The organism is Pantoea sp. Ft-CA_14 (assembly GCF_024520875.1).
GTDB classification, from domain to species: Bacteria; Pseudomonadota; Gammaproteobacteria; order Enterobacterales; family Enterobacteriaceae; genus Pantoea; species Pantoea agglomerans.
Window position 1 is genome coordinate 44,167 of record NZ_JALNPM010000003.1, and the last position, 16,785, is coordinate 60,951.

Below are 16,785 nucleotides of genomic sequence, written 5' to 3' on the forward strand. Positions count from 1 at the left end.
ACAATGTGAGTCGTATCACAACCCGTCGATCATATAGAATAGATAACCATGCTGTGTCCACAGACCAGGGCACGCTTAAATGTTTACGGAGTCCTCGATGTCAAGACGTCTCAGAAGAACCAAAATCGTTACAACCCTCGGCCCGGCCACCGATCGTGATAATAATTTAGAAAAAATCATCGCTGCCGGCGCGAACGTTGTACGACTCAACTTCTCTCACGGCACGCCAGAAGATCACCAGATCCGTGCCGATAAAGTGCGCGAGATTGCCGCAAAACTGGGTCGCCACGTGGCCATCCTCGGTGACCTCCAGGGTCCAAAAATTCGTGTTTCAACCTTCAAAGAAGGCAAAGTTTTCCTGAATATCGGCGACCGTTTCCTGCTGGATGCCAATCTGGGTAAAGGCGAAGGCGATAAAGAGCGCGTCGGTATCGACTATAAAGGCCTGCCGGCAGATGTGGTGCCGGGCGATATCCTGCTGCTGGATGATGGTCGCGTGCAGCTGAAAGTGCTGGAAGTTCAGGATATGAAGGTGTTCACCGAAGTTACCGTGGGTGGCCCGCTGTCCAACAACAAAGGCATTAACAAACTGGGCGGCGGACTCTCAGCTGAAGCGCTGACCGAAAAAGATAAAGCGGATATCATCACTGCCGCCAAAATCCGCGTCGACTATCTGGCCGTCTCTTTCCCACGCTGTGGTGAAGATATGAATCTGGCACGTCGTCTGGCGCGCGAAGCGGGTTGTGACGCCAAACTGGTCGCAAAAGTGGAACGTGCTGAAGCGGTCGCCAGCCAGGAAGCGATGGATGACATCATTCTGGCCTCTGATGTGGTGATGGTGGCGCGTGGCGATCTGGGCGTTGAGATTGGCGATCCGGAACTGGTCGGCATTCAGAAAGCATTGATTCGTCGTGCCCGCCAGCTTAACCGCACCATCATTACCGCGACCCAGATGATGGAGTCGATGATCACTAACCCGATGCCGACCCGCGCAGAAGTGATGGACGTGGCGAACGCCGTGCTGGATGGCACCGATGCTGTGATGCTCTCTGCTGAAACCGCAGCGGGTCAGTATCCGGCTGAAACTGTCTCAGCGATGGCGAAGGTCTGCCTGGGCGCGGAGAAGATCCCGAGCGTCAACGTCTCCAAGCATCGTCTGGACGTGCAGTTCGACAATGTCGAAGAAGCGATTGCTATGTCATCCATGTACGCCGCGAACCACCTGCAGGGCGTTACCGCGATCATCACCATGACCGAGTCGGGCCGTACCCCGCTGATGACCTCACGTATCACCTCAGGCCTGCCGATTTTTGCCATGTCACGCCATGAACGCACGCTGAATCTCACCGCGCTCTATCGCGGCGTGACGCCAGTGTTCTTCGACAGCAATAACGACGGTGTGGCTGCTGCGCACGATGCGGTTAACCTGCTGCGCGACAAAGGCTTCCTGGTCTCTGGCGATCTGGTCATTGTGACGCAGGGCGATGTGATGGGCGCCACCGGCACCACCAATACCACACGTGTGTTGCGCGTGGATTAATTGAGCCCGGGTTTACATTGTCGGTGTAGAATAAACGACGCGACTGCCTGGCAGTCGCGTTTTCTTTTCTGACAAGGAGGCCAGATGGCCCGTTTCCACCCCATCAGCCAGCTTACCGGCCGAATTTTACTCTTTCCTCTGGCGTTAGTGCTGTTCGAGTTTGCCACCTATATTGCTCATGACATGATCCAGCCTGGCATGCTGATCGTCACCAGTGAATTTTCCGTCGGCCCTGTATGGGTCTCCACCTCACTGACCGCCTACCTGATTGGCGGCGTGGTGCTGCAATGGCTGCTGGGCCCTCTCTCTGATAAGTTTGGCCGGCGACCGGTAATGCTCTTCGGCATCCTGTTTTTTGCCGTCGCCTGCATGCTGATGCACTGGGTCAGCTCGATTGAAGAATTTGTCAGCCTGCGCTTTATTCAGGGTATCAGCCTCTGCTTTATCGGCGCGGTCGGCTATGCCGCAATTCAGGAAGCTTTTGATGAAGCGCTGGCGGTGCGCATGATGGCGCTGATGGCCAACGTGGCGCTGCTGGCTCCGCTGGCGGGTCCGCTTGCCGGTGCAGCCTGGCTCACCATTGGCAGCTGGCGCAGCATGTTCTGGCTGTTTGCCGCCTGCAGCCTGGTCGCCTTTGTGGTGCTGTGGCGTGTGATGCCCGAAACCGCTGGTGACCGCAGTCACTCCATCGCCCTGCCCAATCTGGCGCGCAACTATGGCCGGCTGATGAAAGACCGGCTGGTAATGTTTGGTTCCTTCGCTATCGGGCTGGTGTTTATCCCGATCCTCACCTGGGTTGCCCTTTCGCCGGTGATCCTGATGCACGACGAAGGTCTGTCGCGTATGCAGTACGCCCTGCTGCAGCTGCCGGTGTTTCTGGCGATGATCGCCGGTAACCTGACGCTGAGTAAGCTGGCGGGACGCGTGCCGATTGAACAGCCGGTGAAGTTCGCCGCCTGGCCGATTCTGATTGGTCTGAGCCTGGCGCTGGTGGCGAGCCTGATGAACAGCCACGGCTATCTGCTGATAACCGCTGGCCTGAGTCTCTACGCCTTTGGCGCGGGCATGGTCAATGCCGGACTGTATCGCCTGACGCTCTACGCCAGCAACGAAGGCAAAGGCAGTGTGGCTGCGATGCTGGGAATGATCAGTATTATGACGCTGGCGGTGGGAATTGAGCTGGCGAAAAGCGGCTACTTCAGCGGCGGCACGCTGTGGTTCTGCCTGGTCAATTTTATCAGCGGCATGCTCTGGTTTGGTCTGGTGATCCTGTTTATGCGCGAGCGTAAACGTCGCAGCAGGCTGGAGGCATTATAAAAAGGCAGCCCAGCCACAGGTGTGTCCTGAGCAGGCAGCTCAGAAGCTCAAAGCAAGGGAGCACACACCTGTAGCCAGTGATTAGGAGATAAGAAAAGGCCGCTTTCGCGGCCTTTTTGCTATTTGCGCGGATAGAGATCTTTGCGCGAATAGGGCTCGATGTCACCCTCTTTGCGGGTCTTCAGCAGCTTGAGGATCCAGGTGTACTGCTCGGGATGCGGGCGGACAAACACTTCCACTTCTTCATTCATCCGGCGAGCCAACTGGTGATCGTCGGCTTCCAGCAGATCGTCCATCGGCGGACGCACATAAATCTCAAGCTTGTGCGTTTCGCTGTTATAAACCGGAAACAGCGGCACCACGCGCGCGCGGCACACTTTCATCAGTCGCCCTACCGCAGGCAGCGTCGCTTTATAGGTGGCAAAGAAATCGACGAACTCGCTGTGCTCCGGGCCATGATCCTGATCGGGCAGGTAGTAGCCCCAGTAGCCCTGACGGATCGAACTGATAAAGGGTTTAATGCCGTCGTTGCGGGCATGAAGCCGTCCGCCATAACCGCGGCGTGCGGTGTTCCACGCATAGTCCATCAGCGGATCGCTCTGGTTATGGAACATTGCCGCCATCTTTTGCCCTTCTGACGCCAGCAGCATGGCAGGAATATCCACCGCCCAGCCGTGCGGCACCAAAAAAATCACATTCTGCTGCTCCGCTTTCATCTGGTCGATAATTTCACGACCATGCCACTCTACACGTTCACGGATACGTGCCGGATCGCGCAGCACCAGCTCGGTCATCATTGCCATCGCCTGCGGTGCCGTCGCAAACATCTCATCGACCAGCGTTGCACGCTGCGCCTCGCTGAGTTCCGGCAGACAGTAATAGAGGTTAATCAGCGCACGGCGCCGTGCACCCTTTGCCAGCTTACCGGCGAATTTGCCTAACCGACCCAGCAGCGGATCGCGCACTTTCGGCGGTAGCATCGCCATCGCGGCCAGACCACCAATCGCCAGCCAGCTGCCCCAGTATTTAGGTTTGAGAAAAGAACGTTCAAAAACGGGAATAAATTCAGTGTTATTTTTTTTACGGGTTTCCATGCACTCGCCTCAAGCAATGACCGGCTAATGATAGTGACGACCTGAAAATTTGCAATCATCCTGCGCCATATAGCAAAAAACCGACGGGAAACCCGTCGGTTTTTGCGCGATTTGACGAAATTCGCTTACTTCAGACCCAGCTGAGGCAGCCAGGATTTAACCTGTGCCATGTAATCGCTGCGAGCTTTGCCCGTCAGGCCTTCCATGCGCGGCAGTTTCGCCGTTAAGGGGTTGACCGCCTGATTATTGATCCAGATTTCAAAATGCAGATGCGGCCCGGTGGAACGTCCGGTGTTGCCTGACAGTCCAATACGGTCGCCACGCTTCACTTTCTGACCTGGCTTCACCAGCACTTTCTTCATGTGCATATAGCGCGTCATATACTGACGGCCATGACGAATCGCGACGTAGTTACCCGCGGCACCGCCGTTCTTCGCCACCACTATTTCACCATCACCCACTGCCAGCACCGGCGTACCGATCGGCAGCGCAAAGTCGACGCCTTTATGAGGCGCTATGCGGCCGGTAACCGGGTTGAGACGACGCGGATTAAAGTTAGAGGAGACACGATACTGCTTAACCGTCGGGAAGCGCATAAAGCCGCGCGCCAGACCGGAGCCGCTGCGATCGTAGAACTTGCCATCTTCGGCGCGGAAAGCGTAATAGTCTTTACCCCCGCTGCGCAGGCGCACACCCAGCAACTGACTTTGCGCACTCTTGCCATCCAGCATTTCGCGTGACATCAGTACACTGAACTGGTCACCTGCACGCAGCTTACGGAAGTCCATCTGCCACTGCAGCGCTTTGATCACGGCGCTGGCTTCGGCACTGCTCAGTCCGGCACGCTGGGCGCTGGCGGCAAAACTGCCGCGTACTTCGCCCTGCATCACGCTGTTGCGCCATTCGCCCTTCTGCATCTCCGCATCCATCTTAAAGCCACCTTTAGGGGTGCGCTCATAGGTGCGGGTTTCACGGCGGGAAATTTCCCAGCTCAGGGTTTTCAGGCCGCCATCATCATCCAGCGTCCAGCTCAGCTGCTGACCAACCTGCAGATTACGCAGATCGCGGTCGCTCATCACCAGCGCATTAATGTCACTGATGTCGATGCCATACTGATTCAGGGCACTGCTCAGAGTATCGCCGGATGAAACGGTGTAGTCGTGAACACCGGCCGTTTCGGGCACGTCGGTGTCCACATCGTCCGCAGGCAATTCTTCTTCCGGTTCCGGTGTGCTCTGATCGATAGGCTCACTGGCTTCCGGCAACAGCGTGCGGAACGTGTTCTTATCCAGTTCGATGTTTTTGACGATGGGCGTCACATCATCCGAAGGATGATAAACGTAAGGCCGCCAGACAGCGACGGCCAGAGTGACTACAGTTAAAGAACCCAGCATTACGCGGTGGGGGCGCGGCAAATTATTAAATGCGAGGGCGACAGAGCGGGCTATCTGCTGCACTTTTACCTATTCCTCATGCTCCATTCAGGCAGCTTTCATACTGGCTCGACAGTTGTGAGAGGAATTTCACATAGCTGTCTTTGGCTAAGCTGATGTCTGTTCCCAGGGGATCGAGCGTGCCTTTACGCACCTGCGTTCCGCGGGCGACAGCATCGATGACTGCTGGCCTGAATTGTGGCTCAGCAAAGACGCAGACCGCCTTTTGCTCAACCAACTGTGTTCGTATCTGATGTAAACGCTGAGCGCCCGGTTGAATTTCAGGATTGACGGTAAAGTGCCCGGTGGGCGAGAGACCGTATTGTTTTTCAAAGTACGTGTAAGCGTCGTGAAAAACGAAATATCCTTTATTTCTGACCGGAGCGAGTTGTGCGCTAACGCGTTTGTCCGTGTCCGCCAAAGCTACCTCAAACTGCTGGAGGTTGGCGTCAAGTTTGGCTTTATCTTGCGGCATAAGTTCCAATAATTTTCCATGGATTGCAACCGCGGTCTTGCGCGCAATCTCTGGCGACAACCACAGGTGCATATTAAACTCGCCGTGATGATGGTGATGGGCATCGGCGTCCTGTTCTTCGGATTTTTCCGTTGTGTGTTCATCTTCATCTTCACCACCGCTAATCAATAACGGTTTTACCCCGTCGATGTTCACCATCGCGAGGTTTTTTTGGGCCGGAAGTTCAGCCGCAGACTTCGCCATAAAGGCTTCCATTTCAGGCCCGACCCATACAACTAAGTCCGCGTTTTTTAAGCGTTTTGCATCTGAGGGCCGCAGGGAATAGTCGTGTTCAGAGGCACCGTCCGGTAGCAGAACGTCAACCGGTGTGACACCATCGGCAATGGCCGCAGCGATAAACCCTACCGGTTTGAGTGAAGCCACGACATTCGCCTGAGCTGGAAGGGTTAACGAAGCTGTAACGGAGAAAGCAGTTAAGGCGAAAATTGCGCCCTTTTTATTATGTAACATATTGCGTCATTCCATCGTGACCATGAGGTGGAATGTGATATTATAACATTCGAAATTCTGTGCAACCTGTAAATACTATGACCTCACTTGTCACACTCGATAATGTTTCGATAAAGTTTAACCAGCGCAATGTGTTATCCGGTGTCAGCCTGGCACTGCAGCCTGGCCGCATCCTCACCCTGCTGGGTCCTAACGGCGCCGGAAAATCAACGCTGGTGCGTGTGGTGCTGGGACTGCTCGCTCCCACCACCGGTTCCGTTCAGCGTGATCCCGGTCTGCGAATTGGCTATGTGCCACAGAAGCTGCACATCGACCCGACCCTGCCGGTGACCGTTGAACGCTTTATGCGTCTGACCCGTGGCAGCAAAAACGCCGAGATCCTGCCGGCACTGAAACGCGTGCAGGCGGGTCACCTGCTCAACGCCCCGCTGCAAAAGCTTTCCGGTGGTGAAACCCAGCGTGTGCTGCTGGCGCGCGCTCTGCTGAATCAGCCTCAATTGCTGGTACTCGATGAGCCTACTCAGGGTGTGGATGTGAATGGTCAGGTGTCACTCTATGACCTTATCAATCAGTTACGTGTTGAACTGAACTGCGGCGTACTCATGGTCTCCCACGATCTGCATCTGGTGATGGCCAAAACCGACGAAGTGCTGTGCCTTAACCATCACATCTGTTGTTCCGGCACCCCGGAAGCGGTATCGCAGCATCCGGAATTTATCGCCATGTTTGGTCCGCGCGGCGCGGAGGAGCTGGCGATTTATCGTCATCATCATAATCACCGTCACGACCTTCAGGGACGTATCGTTTTACGCAAAGGACAGGGTCCATCATGATTGAGTTGTTATTACCGGGCTGGATAGGCGGTGTGATGTTAGCGCTGGCTGCCGGTCCGCTGGGATCGTTTGTTGTCTGGCGCAAGATGTCCTATTTCGGCGATACCCTGGCGCATGCCTCTCTGCTTGGCGTGGCATTTGGCCTGCTGTTTAACGTGAATCCTTACTACGCGGTGATTCTGGTCACGGTCTGCCTGGCGCTGGGACTGGTCTGGCTGGAGCGTCGTCCACATCTGGCTATCGATACCCTGCTGGGGATTATGGCGCACAGCGCGCTGTCGCTGGGTCTGGTGGTGGTCAGCCTGATGAAGAACGTTCGCGTCGATCTGATGGCTTATCTGTTTGGCGATCTGCTGGCGGTGACGCCAGACGATCTCTGGATGATGGGTGGCGGCGTGGTGATCGTGCTGCTGGTGATGGCGTGGCAGTGGCGGTCGCTGCTGTCGATGACCATCAGCCCGGAACTGGCCCAGGTGGACGGCGTCAATATCCAGCGTACCCGTCTGATCCTGATGCTGGTCACGGCACTGACTATCGGAGTGGCAATGAAGTTCGTGGGTGCGCTGATTATCACCTCACTGCTGATTATCCCCGCTGCGACCGCTCGTCGCTTTGTGCGTTCACCGGAAGGCATGGCGGCCGTCGCCGTAGTCATCGGGGTGATTGCCGTCACCGGCGGCCTGACCTTCTCCGCCTTCTACGACACCCCTGCCGGGCCGTCAGTGGTGCTCTGCGCCGCCATCCTGTTTATTTTCAGTATGGTCCGGAAACCAGCAGTCTAGTTACTCTTCGCGCGTGATGCCGAAGTGACGATAAGCGTGCTGCGTGGCCATCCGGCCACGCGGTGTGCGCTGAATGAAGCCCTGCTGAATCAGGAAGGGTTCAATCACATCTTCGATGGTTTCGCGCTCTTCACCAATGGCCGCAGCCAGGTTATCCAGCCCTACCGGCCCACCCATAAATTTGTCGATGATCGCCAGCAGCAGTTTACGGTCCATATAATCGAACCCTTCGCTGTCTACGTTAAGCATATCCAGCGCGCTGCAGGAGACTTCACCGCTCAGGTCACCGTTTGCCCGCACTTCGGCGAAGTCACGAACGCGGCGCAGCAGGCGATTGGCAATACGCGGCGTGCCGCGGGCGCGACGGGCGATCTCTAACGCCCCTTCGTCACTCAGCGCCAGACCCAGACAGGCGGCGCTGCGGCCTACGATGTGCTGCAAATCTTTAACCTGGTAGAACTCAAGCCGCTGCACAATGCCGAAACGATCGCGCAGCGGCGAGGTCAGCGAGCCAGCACGCGTAGTGGCGCCAATCAGGGTAAAAGGCGGCAGATCGAGCTTGATTGAGCGCGCAGCCGGGCCTTCGCCGATCATGATATCCAGCTGATAATCTTCCATCGCCGGGTAGAGTATCTCTTCCACCACCGGTGAGAGGCGATGGATTTCATCGATAAACAGGACATCATGCGGTTCAAGGTTGGTCAGCATCGCCGCCAGGTCGCCCGCCTTTTCCAGCACCGGACCTGAGGTAGTGCGAAGATTAACGCCCATCTCGTTGGCCACGATGTTCGCCAGGGTGGTTTTACCCAGTCCCGGCGGCCCGAAGATCAGCAGATGATCGAGCGCATCGCCGCGCAGTTGCGCTGCCTTGATGAAAATCTCCATCTGCTCACGCACCTGCGGCTGACCGACATACTCGGTCAGCATCTTCGGGCGAATAGCGCGGTCAATAACCTCTTCTTCGCTGATACTGACAGCGGAGATCAGGCGGTCGGCTTCTATCATGAATTACCTCAAATGGCGGCGCGTAGCGCTTCGCGGATCAGGGTTTCGCAATCCGCATCCGGTCGACCGACTTTACTGATCATACGGCTCGCTTCCTGCGGTTTATAACCCAGTGATACCAGCGCTGCAACCGCTTCGGATTCCGCATCATTGGTTTCCGGCTCGGCGCTCGGCGTGGTCAGCGTAAAGGCAGAATCGCCGCCAAACAGGTCGCCGTGCATTCCTTTGAAGCGGTCCTTCATCTCGACCACCAGACGCTCTGCCGTCTTTTTGCCCACGCCTGGCAATTTCACCAGTGACGCGATCTCCTCTTTCTCGACAGCGGTCACAAACTGCTGCGCCGACATGCCGGAGAGGATCGCCAGCGCCAGCTTGGGTCCGACGCCATTTACTTTAATCAGTTCGCGAAACAGCGCGCGCTCCTGCTTGCTGTTAAAACCAAACAGCAGCTGCGCATCTTCACGCACCACGAAGTGGGTAAAAATCACCGCTTCGTGCTGAAGTTCAGGCAACTCATAAAAACAGGTCATGGGCATATAAATTTCATAGCCGACGCCGTGTGCCTCAAGCAGCACCAGTGGCGGCTGCTTTTCCAGAATATTGCCCCGTAAACGACCTATCACCTGAACGCTTCCTTAACTAACGAATGTGGCGGATTTTATAACATAAAAAAGGCTGGATGAATATCCAGCCTGAGAGTGCGGCCTGAGCGATGACGGCTAACCTGAGCGTAACCGTCCGCGCGTCAGCACCAGCTTACTGTCACTCATGCGAGCCGCATTCTGAGCCACATGACAGTGCGTAATGGCAATCGCCAGCGCATCGGCGGCATCCGCCTGCGGGTTCGCCGGTAGCTTCAGCAGGGTTCGCACCATGTGCTGCACCTGACTTTTCTCGGCGCTGCCGATGCCAACCACGGTCTGTTTTACCTGACGGGCGGCATACTCAAACACCGGCAGATCGTGGTTTACCGCGGCAACAATCGCGGCACCGCGCGCCTGGCCGAGCTTCAGTGCGGAGTCTGCATTCTTCGCCATAAACACCTGTTCAATGGCGAAGAAGTCGGGTGAAAACTGCGTAATGATTTCACAGACGCCCGCATAAATCAGCTTCAGACGGGCGGGCAACTCGGTGGTATTAGTGCGGATACAGCCGCTGCCCAGATAAGTGAGCTGGCGGCCAGTCTGACGAATAACACCATAACCGGTGATGCGTGAGCCGGGATCGATACCCAGGATAATCGACATTACGCCTCTTTGGTTAAAGTGATTACGGTAGACGCCATTACAGCGTTTCCGCTACCTCGTCGGAGATTTCACCGTTGTGATAGACCTCCTGCACATCGTCGCAATCTTCCAGCATGTCGATCAGACGCAGCAGTTTAGGTGCGGTTTCCGCATCCATCTCTGCTTTGGTGGTCGGGATCATTGCCACTTCTGCAGTGTCCGCTTTCAGGCCGAGCGCTTCCAGTGCATCACGCACCGTGCCCATCTCTTCCCATGCGGTGAAGACATCAATCGCGCCGTCGTCATAGCTGACCACATCTTCTGCGCCCGCTTCCAGAGCCGCTTCCATCACCGCATCTTCATCCTGACCCGGCGCATAGGAGATCACGCCTTTTTTGTTGAACAGGTAAGCCACGGAGCCGTCGGTGCCCAGATTCCCGCCGGTTTTGGTGAAGGCGTGACGCACTTCGCCCACGGTACGGTTACGGTTGTCACTCAGGCATTCAATCATGATGGCCGAGCCGCCAGGACCGTAGCCTTCATAGATGATGGTTTCCATGTTGGCATTGTCATCGCCGCCTACACCGCGCGCAATAGCGCGATCCATGGTGTCACGCGTCATATTGTTCGCCAGCGCTTTATCCATCGCTGCACGCAGGCGCGGGTTTGAGCCCGGATCGCCGCCGCCCAGCTTGGCCGCTGTCACCAGTTCACGAATGATTTTGGTGAAGATTTTGCCGCGCTTGGCATCCTGCGCCGCCTTACGGTGTTTGGTATTTGCCCACTTACTGTGTCCTGCCATTTTAAATTTTCTCCGATCTTTTACAGGGTGCAGGCTATCCTGCTTGCGAGCCTGTTTACCGTCCGTACGCATACAGGTGACTGACAACCTGAATGCCCCGAGGGCGAGCTTCGCGAAGCATCCTCACGTACAAGCGTACGCTGACGACGTCGCGCGGGCGGTGAACAACCTCACGGTGCCGATTACGCCTGACTGTTCAATATGTTGGTGAAGTCCTGTTAAAACTCACCAGATTCATAAAATTTAATCTATCCGCCGCCGGAATACCGGGCGATGGCGAGCATTCAGATAAATTCTTCAATTGCCTGGCGGTTACTCCATGATCGGGTTAATGCTGCAGCGTCAGCGGGTGCCAGCCAGCGAAACGCCAGATGCTCGGTGAGCATCACATCGCGCTCCGTCGGCAGTTGCAGGCGAAACCAGTGCTCGTGATTATGGGTGACATCAGGGGCATAGCGATGGCGGAAATGGGGAAAGATTTCAAAGTCGATCTGACGCTGACAATCCTCCACCTCCAGCCGCTCGGCCAGCACGTCGATGCCGATTTCCTCATTCACTTCACGACACGCGGCCGCCAGCGGTGACTCTCCCGCCTCCAGGCTGCCGGTGACCGACTGCCAGAACGTGGGATCGTCACGCCGCTGCAGCATCAACACCCGGCCAGTATCGCGCGCCGAAATGACGACCAGCACTGAAACCGGGTGTTTATAGCCCATTATTTATTCTCAGGCTTTTCTTTTTTAACGACCTGAATGCCGAGCTCCAGCAGGGAAGCCGGATTAGCTTCGCTTGGCGCTTCGGTCATCATGCAGGCGGCCGCCGTGGTTTTCGGGAACGCAATGACGTCACGAATGTTATCGGTGCCGGTCAGCAGCATGGTCAGACGATCCAGACCAAAGGCCAGGCCCGCATGCGGTGGCGTACCGAACTTCAGCGCATCCAGCAGGAAGCCAAACTTCTCACGCTGCTCATGCTCTTCGATACCCAGAATGCTGAACACCGTCTGCTGCATTTTGCCGTTGTGGATACGCACTGAACCGCCGCCCACTTCATAACCGTTGATCACCATGTCGTAGGCATTCGCCACGGCACGGGTTGGATCGGCGGCCAGCTCTTCTGCGCTCATCTCTTTTGGCGCCGTGAACGGATGGTGCATCGCAGCCAGACCGCCCTCTTCGTCCTCTTCGAACATCGGGAAGTCGATCACCCACAGCGGTGCCCAGGCTTTCTCATCAGTGATGTTCAGCTCGCGGCCCACTTTCAGACGCAGCGCACCCAGTGCATCCGCGACTACTTTGGCGCGATCGGCACCAAAGAAGATAATGTCGCCATCCTGAGCGCCGGTGCGGCTCAGAATGCCTTCTACAATCTCTGCATTCAGGAATTTGGCAACCGGGCTCTGCACGCCTTCCAGGCCGTCAGCACGGACGTTAACCTTCATCCACGCCAGACCTTTGGCGCCGTAAATCTCCACGAACTTGCCATATTCATCAATCTGCTTACGGCTCAGCTGTGCGCCGGTCGGTACGCGCAGCGCGGCAACACGGCCCTTTTCATCATTAGCCGGGCCAGAGAAGACCTGGAACTCCACGTTTTTCAGCAGGTCGCCGACGTCCACCAGCTCCATCGGGTTACGCAGATCAGGTTTATCTGAACCGTAGCGATGCATTGCTTCCGCAAAGGTCATCTGCGGGAACTCACCGAGATCAACGCCCTGCACGTCCTGCCACAGATTGCGGATTAAACGCTCCATGATTTCACGCACCTGTGGCGCGGTCATAAAGGAGGTTTCCACGTCGATCTGGGTAAATTCTGGCTGACGATCGGCACGTAAATCTTCGTCGCGGAAGCATTTAACGATCTGATAGTAACGGTCAAAACCGGACATCATCAGCAGCTGTTTGAACAGCTGAGGTGACTGCGGCAGCGCATAGAATTTGCCTTTATGTACCCGGCTTGGCACCAGGTAGTCACGCGCGCCTTCCGGCGTCGCTTTGGTCAGCATCGGGGTTTCGATATCCAGGAAACCTTCGTCATCCATAAAGCGACGAACGAAGCTGGTGATTTTTGCGCGGGTTTTCAGACGCGTCACCATCTCAGGGCGACGCAGATCCAGGTAGCGGTACTTCAGGCGCGCTTCTTCGCTGTTGGTCTGATTCGAGTCCAGCGGCAGTGGCTCAGAGCGGTTAATGATGGTCAGTGCCTGGGCAAACACTTCCACTTCACCGGTCGCCATGTCGCTGTTTTTGTTCTTCTCATCACGCGCACGCACGGTACCGGTGATCTGGATACAGAATTCGTTACGCAGTTCAGAAGCCAGCTTAAATGCGTCCTGGCGATCGGGATCAAAAAACACCTGCACGATGCCTTCACGGTCGCGCATATCGATAAAAATCAAACTGCCCAGATCGCGACGGCGGTTTACCCAGCCGCAAAGCGTGACTTGCTGACCCACATGAGACAGATTGAGCTGTCCGCAATATTCTGTACGCATAACACTATCCTTTTAACTTCGCCGCTGCATCTGACAGCATCCGGCCGCGTTACCTGTTGCGATGCTGTCGCAAAAATGGCGGTCATTATAATGGAAAAAGCCAGACAGGATAAGCAGATCCGCGCCAAAGCGCCGATTTCCTGTGTGCATTTGCCCCCCAGCCTGACCATAGCGGATAATGGGGTATCTTAATCTGCAGCCAGGAGCGCGCGTGACACTTCGTATTGGCCTGCCCCAGTGGCAGCATTCACACTGGAAACGCTGGGGTATTGAGAGCCTGGCGGACTATGCCCGCTATTTCCATTGTGTAGAGGGAAATACCACGCTCTATGCGCTGCCGAATCCGGAAACGGTGATGCGCTGGCGCGATATGACGCACGATGCGTTTCGCTTCTGCTTTAAGTTTCCCAATACCATCAGCCATCAGGCGGCGCTGCAGCACAGCGACGACCTGCTGACCGATTTCCTGCGCCTGATGGAGCCGCTGGCCGATCGCATCGGTCAGTACTGGCTGCAACTGCCTGCCAGCTTCTCTCCGACGCAACTCGACGACTTGTGGCGCTTTCTCGACAGTCTGCCGCGCCGTTTTCACTACGGCGTCGAAGTCCGCCATCCCGCTTTCTTCGCTAAAGGGGATGCTGAACGGGCGCTGAATCGCGGCCTGCTGGCGCGCGGCATCAATCGCGTGATGCTCGACAGCCGTCCGGTTCACGCCTCTACCTCGCAAAGTCCGGCCGCGCTGGTGGCCCGCGCGCAAAAACCCCGGGTGCCGCCTCATGCATTGCGAACCGGCTCACAGCCGATGGTGCGGTTTATCGGCAGCGATAGCGTGGAAGAGAGCGTGCCGCTGTTTCAGATCTGGCGTGACAAGCTGACAGAATGGCAGCAACAGGGCGACTCCATGCTGTTTCTGCACACGCCCGATATGGGCCAGGTCTTTCCGCTGGTGCAGGCACTCTGGCCGCAGCTGCAACAGATCGACCCCGGCATAGATAGCGGACCGGACTGGCCGCAGCAGACGTCACTGTTTTGATTCCTGCCCAGGACAGCGGGCTGTGCGCCCGTTAGAATAGAAGCATTATGGACAGTCGCAGGGGTGGCAATGGTTAGCGCGTTATATGTGGTGATGGGTGCATTACTGGTGATGAAATTCACGCTGGACGTGGTCCGCTATCGCCGATTCTATCGCGTGGCGTATGGCGATGGCGGCTACCACGACCTGAAAATGGCGATTCGCATTCACGGCAACGCCATCGAAACCATTCCGCTGGCGCTGTTTCTGCTGGTGATGATGGAGATGAACGGCGCCGATATCTGGATGGTGCATCTCACGGGTCTGCTGTTCTTTATCAGTCGCCTGCTGCACGCCTGGGGTTTGCGCAGCAGCGCAATGGCAGGCCGCAAATATGGCATGCTGCTGACGCTGTTTTCCCTGTGCGGCATGGTGATTTTTAACCTGATCTATATGCCGTGGGAACTGGTGCTGACGCTGCATTAAGCTGGCCTGGGTTAAGGGGTGCAGCCCGCCCCACTTTCTGCGAGAATAGCGCCCTTTCCGTCGTCTCTTCGGATTTTCGATATGTCTGACCGCGATCAACTCTTCTCAGCGCCCATTGCAAAACTGGGCGACTGGACTTTTGACGAGCGTGTAGCTGAAGTCTTTCCTGACATGATTCAGCGCTCGGTGCCGGGCTACTCCAACATCATTTCGATGATTGGCATGCTGGCAGAACGTTTTGTTACCCCGGACAGCAAGGTTTATGACCTGGGCTGCTCGCTGGGCGCGGCCACCCTGTCGGTGCGCCGCAATATTCAGGTGCCGGGTTGCCAGATCATTGCAGTGGATAACTCCCCGGCGATGGTGGAGCGCTGTCGTCGGCATCTTGATGCGTTTCGCGCGGACACGCCGGTAACGGTGCTGGAAGCGGATATCCGCGACATTGAGATTGAGAACGCCTCTCTGGTGGTACTCAACTTTACGCTGCAGTTTCTGGAACCGCCTGCGCGTCTGGCGCTGCTGGAAAAGATCTGGCAGGGACTGAAACCGGGCGGCGCGCTGGTGCTGTCAGAAAAATTCAGTTTTGAAGATGCCGAAGTCGGTGAGCTGCTGTTTAACATGCATCACGACTTCAAGCGCGCCAACGGCTACAGCGAACTGGAAATCAGCCAGAAACGCAGCATGCTGGAAAATGTGATGCTGACTGACAGCGTTGAAGCTCATAAAGCCCGTCTGAAACAGGCCGGTTTCTCGCACGCCGAACTCTGGTTCCAGTGCTTTAATTTTGGATCTCTGGTGGCGTTGAAATGATCGACTTTGGCCGTTTTTATCAGCAAATTGCGGTGGGACCGCTGGCGAAGTGGCTGGAAGTTTTACCGGCGCAAATCAGCGAGTGGCAGCGTGAAAACCTGCATGGGCACTTCCGCGACTGGTACAAGTCGCTGGAGTATCTGCCGCTGCTGGAACCTCAAAAGCTTGACCTGCTGCACAGCGTTACTGCCGACCGCGATGACATCAGCGATCGCCATCGTCAGGGTATTGAGAAATTACTGCGCAACCTGATGCCGTGGCGCAAGGGGCCCTATTTCCTTTATGGCACCCACATCAACACCGAATGGCGTTCGGACTGGAAGTGGGAGCGCGTACTACCGCACATCTCTCCACTGGCCGGCCGCACAGTGCTCGATGTGGGCTGCGGCAGTGGCTATCACATGTGGCGGATGATTGGCGCGGGTGCCCATCTGGTGGTTGGCATCGATCCAATGCAGCTGTTCCTGGTGCAGTTCGAAGCGGTGCGTAAGCTGCTTAACGACGATCGCCGGGCGCATATGCTGCCGCTGGGCATTGAGCAGTTACCGGTGTTGCAGGCGTTCGATACCGTGTTCTCGATGGGCGTGCTCTATCACCGCCGTTCGCCGCTCGATCACCTGTTACAGCTTAAGAATCAGCTGGTCAGCGGTGGCGAACTGGTGCTGGAGACGCTGGTGATTGAGGGCGATGTGAATCAGGTGCTGGTGCCCGGTGAGCGATATGCGCAGATGCGCAATGTCTTCTTTATTCCGTCAGCTGAAGCGCTGAAAAGCTGGCTGGAAAAAAGCGGCTTTGTGGATGTCCGGATTGTCGATTTCGCCCTCACTACCACTGAAGAGCAACGCCGCACCGACTGGATGACCAGCGAGTCTCTGGCTGAATTCCTCGATCCCGATGACCCCAGCAAAACGGTCGAGGGCTATCCGGCGCCTCTGCGCGCCGTGCTGGTCGCCACCAAACCGTAAT

The 16,785-nt window shown here is 56.4% G+C and carries 17 protein-coding genes; 8 read left to right on the forward strand and 9 right to left on the reverse strand.

The window, feature by feature from the left end:
• Positions 1-97: 97 nt before the first annotated feature.
• Positions 98-1,540 carry a pyruvate kinase gene (gene pyk / locus NR195_RS06060; RefSeq protein WP_033757915.1) on the forward strand — a complete coding sequence of 481 codons (1,443 nt, stop codon included), beginning with the start codon at positions 98-100 and terminating at the stop codon, positions 1,538-1,540.
• 84 nt (positions 1,541-1,624) lie between these two features.
• On the forward strand, positions 1,625-2,857 hold the full coding sequence (locus NR195_RS06065) for an MFS transporter (RefSeq protein WP_256844292.1): 1,233 nt from the start codon (positions 1,625-1,627) through the stop codon (positions 2,855-2,857).
• Positions 2,858-2,976: 119 nt separating this feature from the next.
• Here the strand turns inward: NR195_RS06065 and lpxM are convergent, their stop codons facing one another.
• The 3 genes from lpxM to znuA all read right to left on the reverse strand — a co-directional run bounded on the left by lpxM (position 2,977) and on the right by znuA (position 6,369).
• Positions 2,977-3,951 (reverse strand): lauroyl-Kdo(2)-lipid IV(A) myristoyltransferase, encoded by a 975-nt coding sequence (lpxM, locus tag NR195_RS06070; RefSeq protein WP_045139891.1) that lies wholly within the window; start codon positions 3,949-3,951, stop codon positions 2,977-2,979.
• Positions 3,952-4,076: 125 nt separating this feature from the next.
• Positions 4,077-5,408: a murein DD-endopeptidase MepM gene (gene mepM / locus NR195_RS06075; protein ID WP_256844293.1), complete on the reverse strand. Its 1,332-nt coding sequence runs from the start codon at positions 5,406-5,408 to the stop codon at positions 4,077-4,079.
• Positions 5,409-5,421: 13 nt separating this feature from the next.
• Positions 5,422-6,369, reverse strand: a complete 948-nt coding sequence (znuA, locus tag NR195_RS06080) for a zinc ABC transporter substrate-binding protein ZnuA (RefSeq protein WP_256844294.1) — start codon at positions 6,367-6,369, stop codon at positions 5,422-5,424.
• A 77-nt stretch (positions 6,370-6,446) separates the two neighbouring features.
• On the opposite strand from znuA, the gene znuC reads away from it, so the two are divergent.
• Together znuC and znuB are read left to right on the forward strand one after the other, a co-directional pair.
• Positions 6,447-7,202, forward strand: a complete 756-nt coding sequence (gene znuC / locus NR195_RS06085; protein WP_010258646.1) for a zinc ABC transporter ATP-binding protein ZnuC — start codon at positions 6,447-6,449, stop codon at positions 7,200-7,202.
• A complete protein-coding gene (gene znuB / locus NR195_RS06090) occupies positions 7,199-7,984 on the forward strand; it encodes a zinc ABC transporter permease subunit ZnuB (RefSeq protein WP_010258643.1) in 786 nt (261 codons plus the stop codon). The genes znuC and znuB overlap by 4 nt, the downstream gene beginning before the upstream one ends.
• Here the strand turns inward: znuB and ruvB are convergent, their stop codons facing one another.
• The 6 genes from ruvB to aspS form a co-directional block, all read right to left on the reverse strand.
• Positions 7,985-8,989, reverse strand: coding sequence for a Holliday junction branch migration DNA helicase RuvB (ruvB, locus tag NR195_RS06095; protein ID WP_052270583.1), 1,005 nt, complete (start codon positions 8,987-8,989; stop codon positions 7,985-7,987).
• Between the two features lie 8 nt (positions 8,990-8,997).
• Positions 8,998-9,612, reverse strand: a complete 615-nt coding sequence (gene ruvA / locus NR195_RS06100) for a Holliday junction branch migration protein RuvA (protein WP_003849207.1) — start codon at positions 9,610-9,612, stop codon at positions 8,998-9,000.
• 96 nt (positions 9,613-9,708) lie between these two features.
• Positions 9,709-10,236, reverse strand: coding sequence for a crossover junction endodeoxyribonuclease RuvC (ruvC, locus tag NR195_RS06105; RefSeq protein WP_003849205.1), 528 nt, complete (start codon positions 10,234-10,236; stop codon positions 9,709-9,711).
• Between the two features lie 37 nt (positions 10,237-10,273).
• Positions 10,274-11,017, reverse strand: coding sequence for a YebC/PmpR family DNA-binding transcriptional regulator (locus tag NR195_RS06110; protein ID WP_010258633.1), 744 nt, complete (start codon positions 11,015-11,017; stop codon positions 10,274-10,276).
• Positions 11,018-11,301: 284 nt separating this feature from the next.
• A complete protein-coding gene (gene nudB / locus NR195_RS06115; protein ID WP_256844295.1) occupies positions 11,302-11,733 on the reverse strand; it encodes a dihydroneopterin triphosphate diphosphatase in 432 nt (143 codons plus the stop codon).
• On the reverse strand, positions 11,733-13,511 hold the full coding sequence (gene aspS, locus NR195_RS06120; protein WP_010258624.1) for an aspartate--tRNA ligase: 1,779 nt from the start codon (positions 13,509-13,511) through the stop codon (positions 11,733-11,735). Before aspS ends, nudB begins: the two co-directional genes overlap by 1 nt.
• Positions 13,512-13,722: 211 nt before the next feature.
• Here aspS and NR195_RS06125 point away from each other — a divergent pair, with 211 nt between their 5' ends.
• From NR195_RS06125 to cmoB, 4 genes are all read left to right on the forward strand, one after another.
• Positions 13,723-14,544, forward strand: a complete 822-nt coding sequence (locus tag NR195_RS06125) for a DUF72 domain-containing protein (protein WP_256844296.1) — start codon at positions 13,723-13,725, stop codon at positions 14,542-14,544.
• Positions 14,545-14,613: 69 nt separating this feature from the next.
• On the forward strand, positions 14,614-15,009 hold the full coding sequence (locus NR195_RS06130; RefSeq protein WP_010258617.1) for an MAPEG family protein: 396 nt from the start codon (positions 14,614-14,616) through the stop codon (positions 15,007-15,009).
• An 81-nt stretch (positions 15,010-15,090) separates the two neighbouring features.
• A complete protein-coding gene (gene cmoA / locus NR195_RS06135; protein ID WP_010258614.1) occupies positions 15,091-15,819 on the forward strand; it encodes a carboxy-S-adenosyl-L-methionine synthase CmoA in 729 nt (242 codons plus the stop codon).
• Positions 15,816-16,784, forward strand: a complete 969-nt coding sequence (gene cmoB, locus NR195_RS06140) for a tRNA 5-methoxyuridine(34)/uridine 5-oxyacetic acid(34) synthase CmoB (RefSeq protein WP_010258611.1) — start codon at positions 15,816-15,818, stop codon at positions 16,782-16,784. The genes cmoA and cmoB overlap by 4 nt, the downstream gene beginning before the upstream one ends.
• Position 16,785: the final 1 nt, after the last annotated feature.

What these genes read in the sequence shown, in the direction of transcription:
- lpxM (WP_045139891.1), bottom strand. Translation starts at nt 3,951, where the DNA reads ATGGAAACCCGTAAAAAAAATAACACTGAATTTATTCCCGTTTTTGAA.
- cmoA (WP_010258614.1), top strand. Translation starts at nt 15,091, where the DNA reads ATGTCTGACCGCGATCAACTCTTCTCAGCGCCCATTGCAAAACTGGGC.
- pyk (WP_033757915.1), top strand. Translation starts at nt 98, where the DNA reads ATGTCAAGACGTCTCAGAAGAACCAAAATCGTTACAACCCTCGGCCCG.
- znuC (WP_010258646.1), top strand. Translation starts at nt 6,447, where the DNA reads ATGACCTCACTTGTCACACTCGATAATGTTTCGATAAAGTTTAACCAG.
- znuB (WP_010258643.1), top strand. Translation starts at nt 7,199, where the DNA reads ATGATTGAGTTGTTATTACCGGGCTGGATAGGCGGTGTGATGTTAGCG.
- nudB (WP_256844295.1), bottom strand. Translation starts at nt 11,733, where the DNA reads ATGGGCTATAAACACCCGGTTTCAGTGCTGGTCGTCATTTCGGCGCGC.
- NR195_RS06065 (WP_256844292.1), top strand. Translation starts at nt 1,625, where the DNA reads ATGGCCCGTTTCCACCCCATCAGCCAGCTTACCGGCCGAATTTTACTC.
- ruvC (WP_003849205.1), bottom strand. Translation starts at nt 10,236, where the DNA reads ATGTCGATTATCCTGGGTATCGATCCCGGCTCACGCATCACCGGTTAT.
- znuA (WP_256844294.1), bottom strand. Translation starts at nt 6,369, where the DNA reads ATGTTACATAATAAAAAGGGCGCAATTTTCGCCTTAACTGCTTTCTCC.
- NR195_RS06110 (WP_010258633.1), bottom strand. Translation starts at nt 11,017, where the DNA reads ATGGCAGGACACAGTAAGTGGGCAAATACCAAACACCGTAAGGCGGCG.
- aspS (WP_010258624.1), bottom strand. Translation starts at nt 13,511, where the DNA reads ATGCGTACAGAATATTGCGGACAGCTCAATCTGTCTCATGTGGGTCAG.
- NR195_RS06130 (WP_010258617.1), top strand. Translation starts at nt 14,614, where the DNA reads ATGGTTAGCGCGTTATATGTGGTGATGGGTGCATTACTGGTGATGAAA.
- ruvB (WP_052270583.1), bottom strand. Translation starts at nt 8,989, where the DNA reads ATGATAGAAGCCGACCGCCTGATCTCCGCTGTCAGTATCAGCGAAGAA.
- cmoB (WP_010258611.1), top strand. Translation starts at nt 15,816, where the DNA reads ATGATCGACTTTGGCCGTTTTTATCAGCAAATTGCGGTGGGACCGCTG.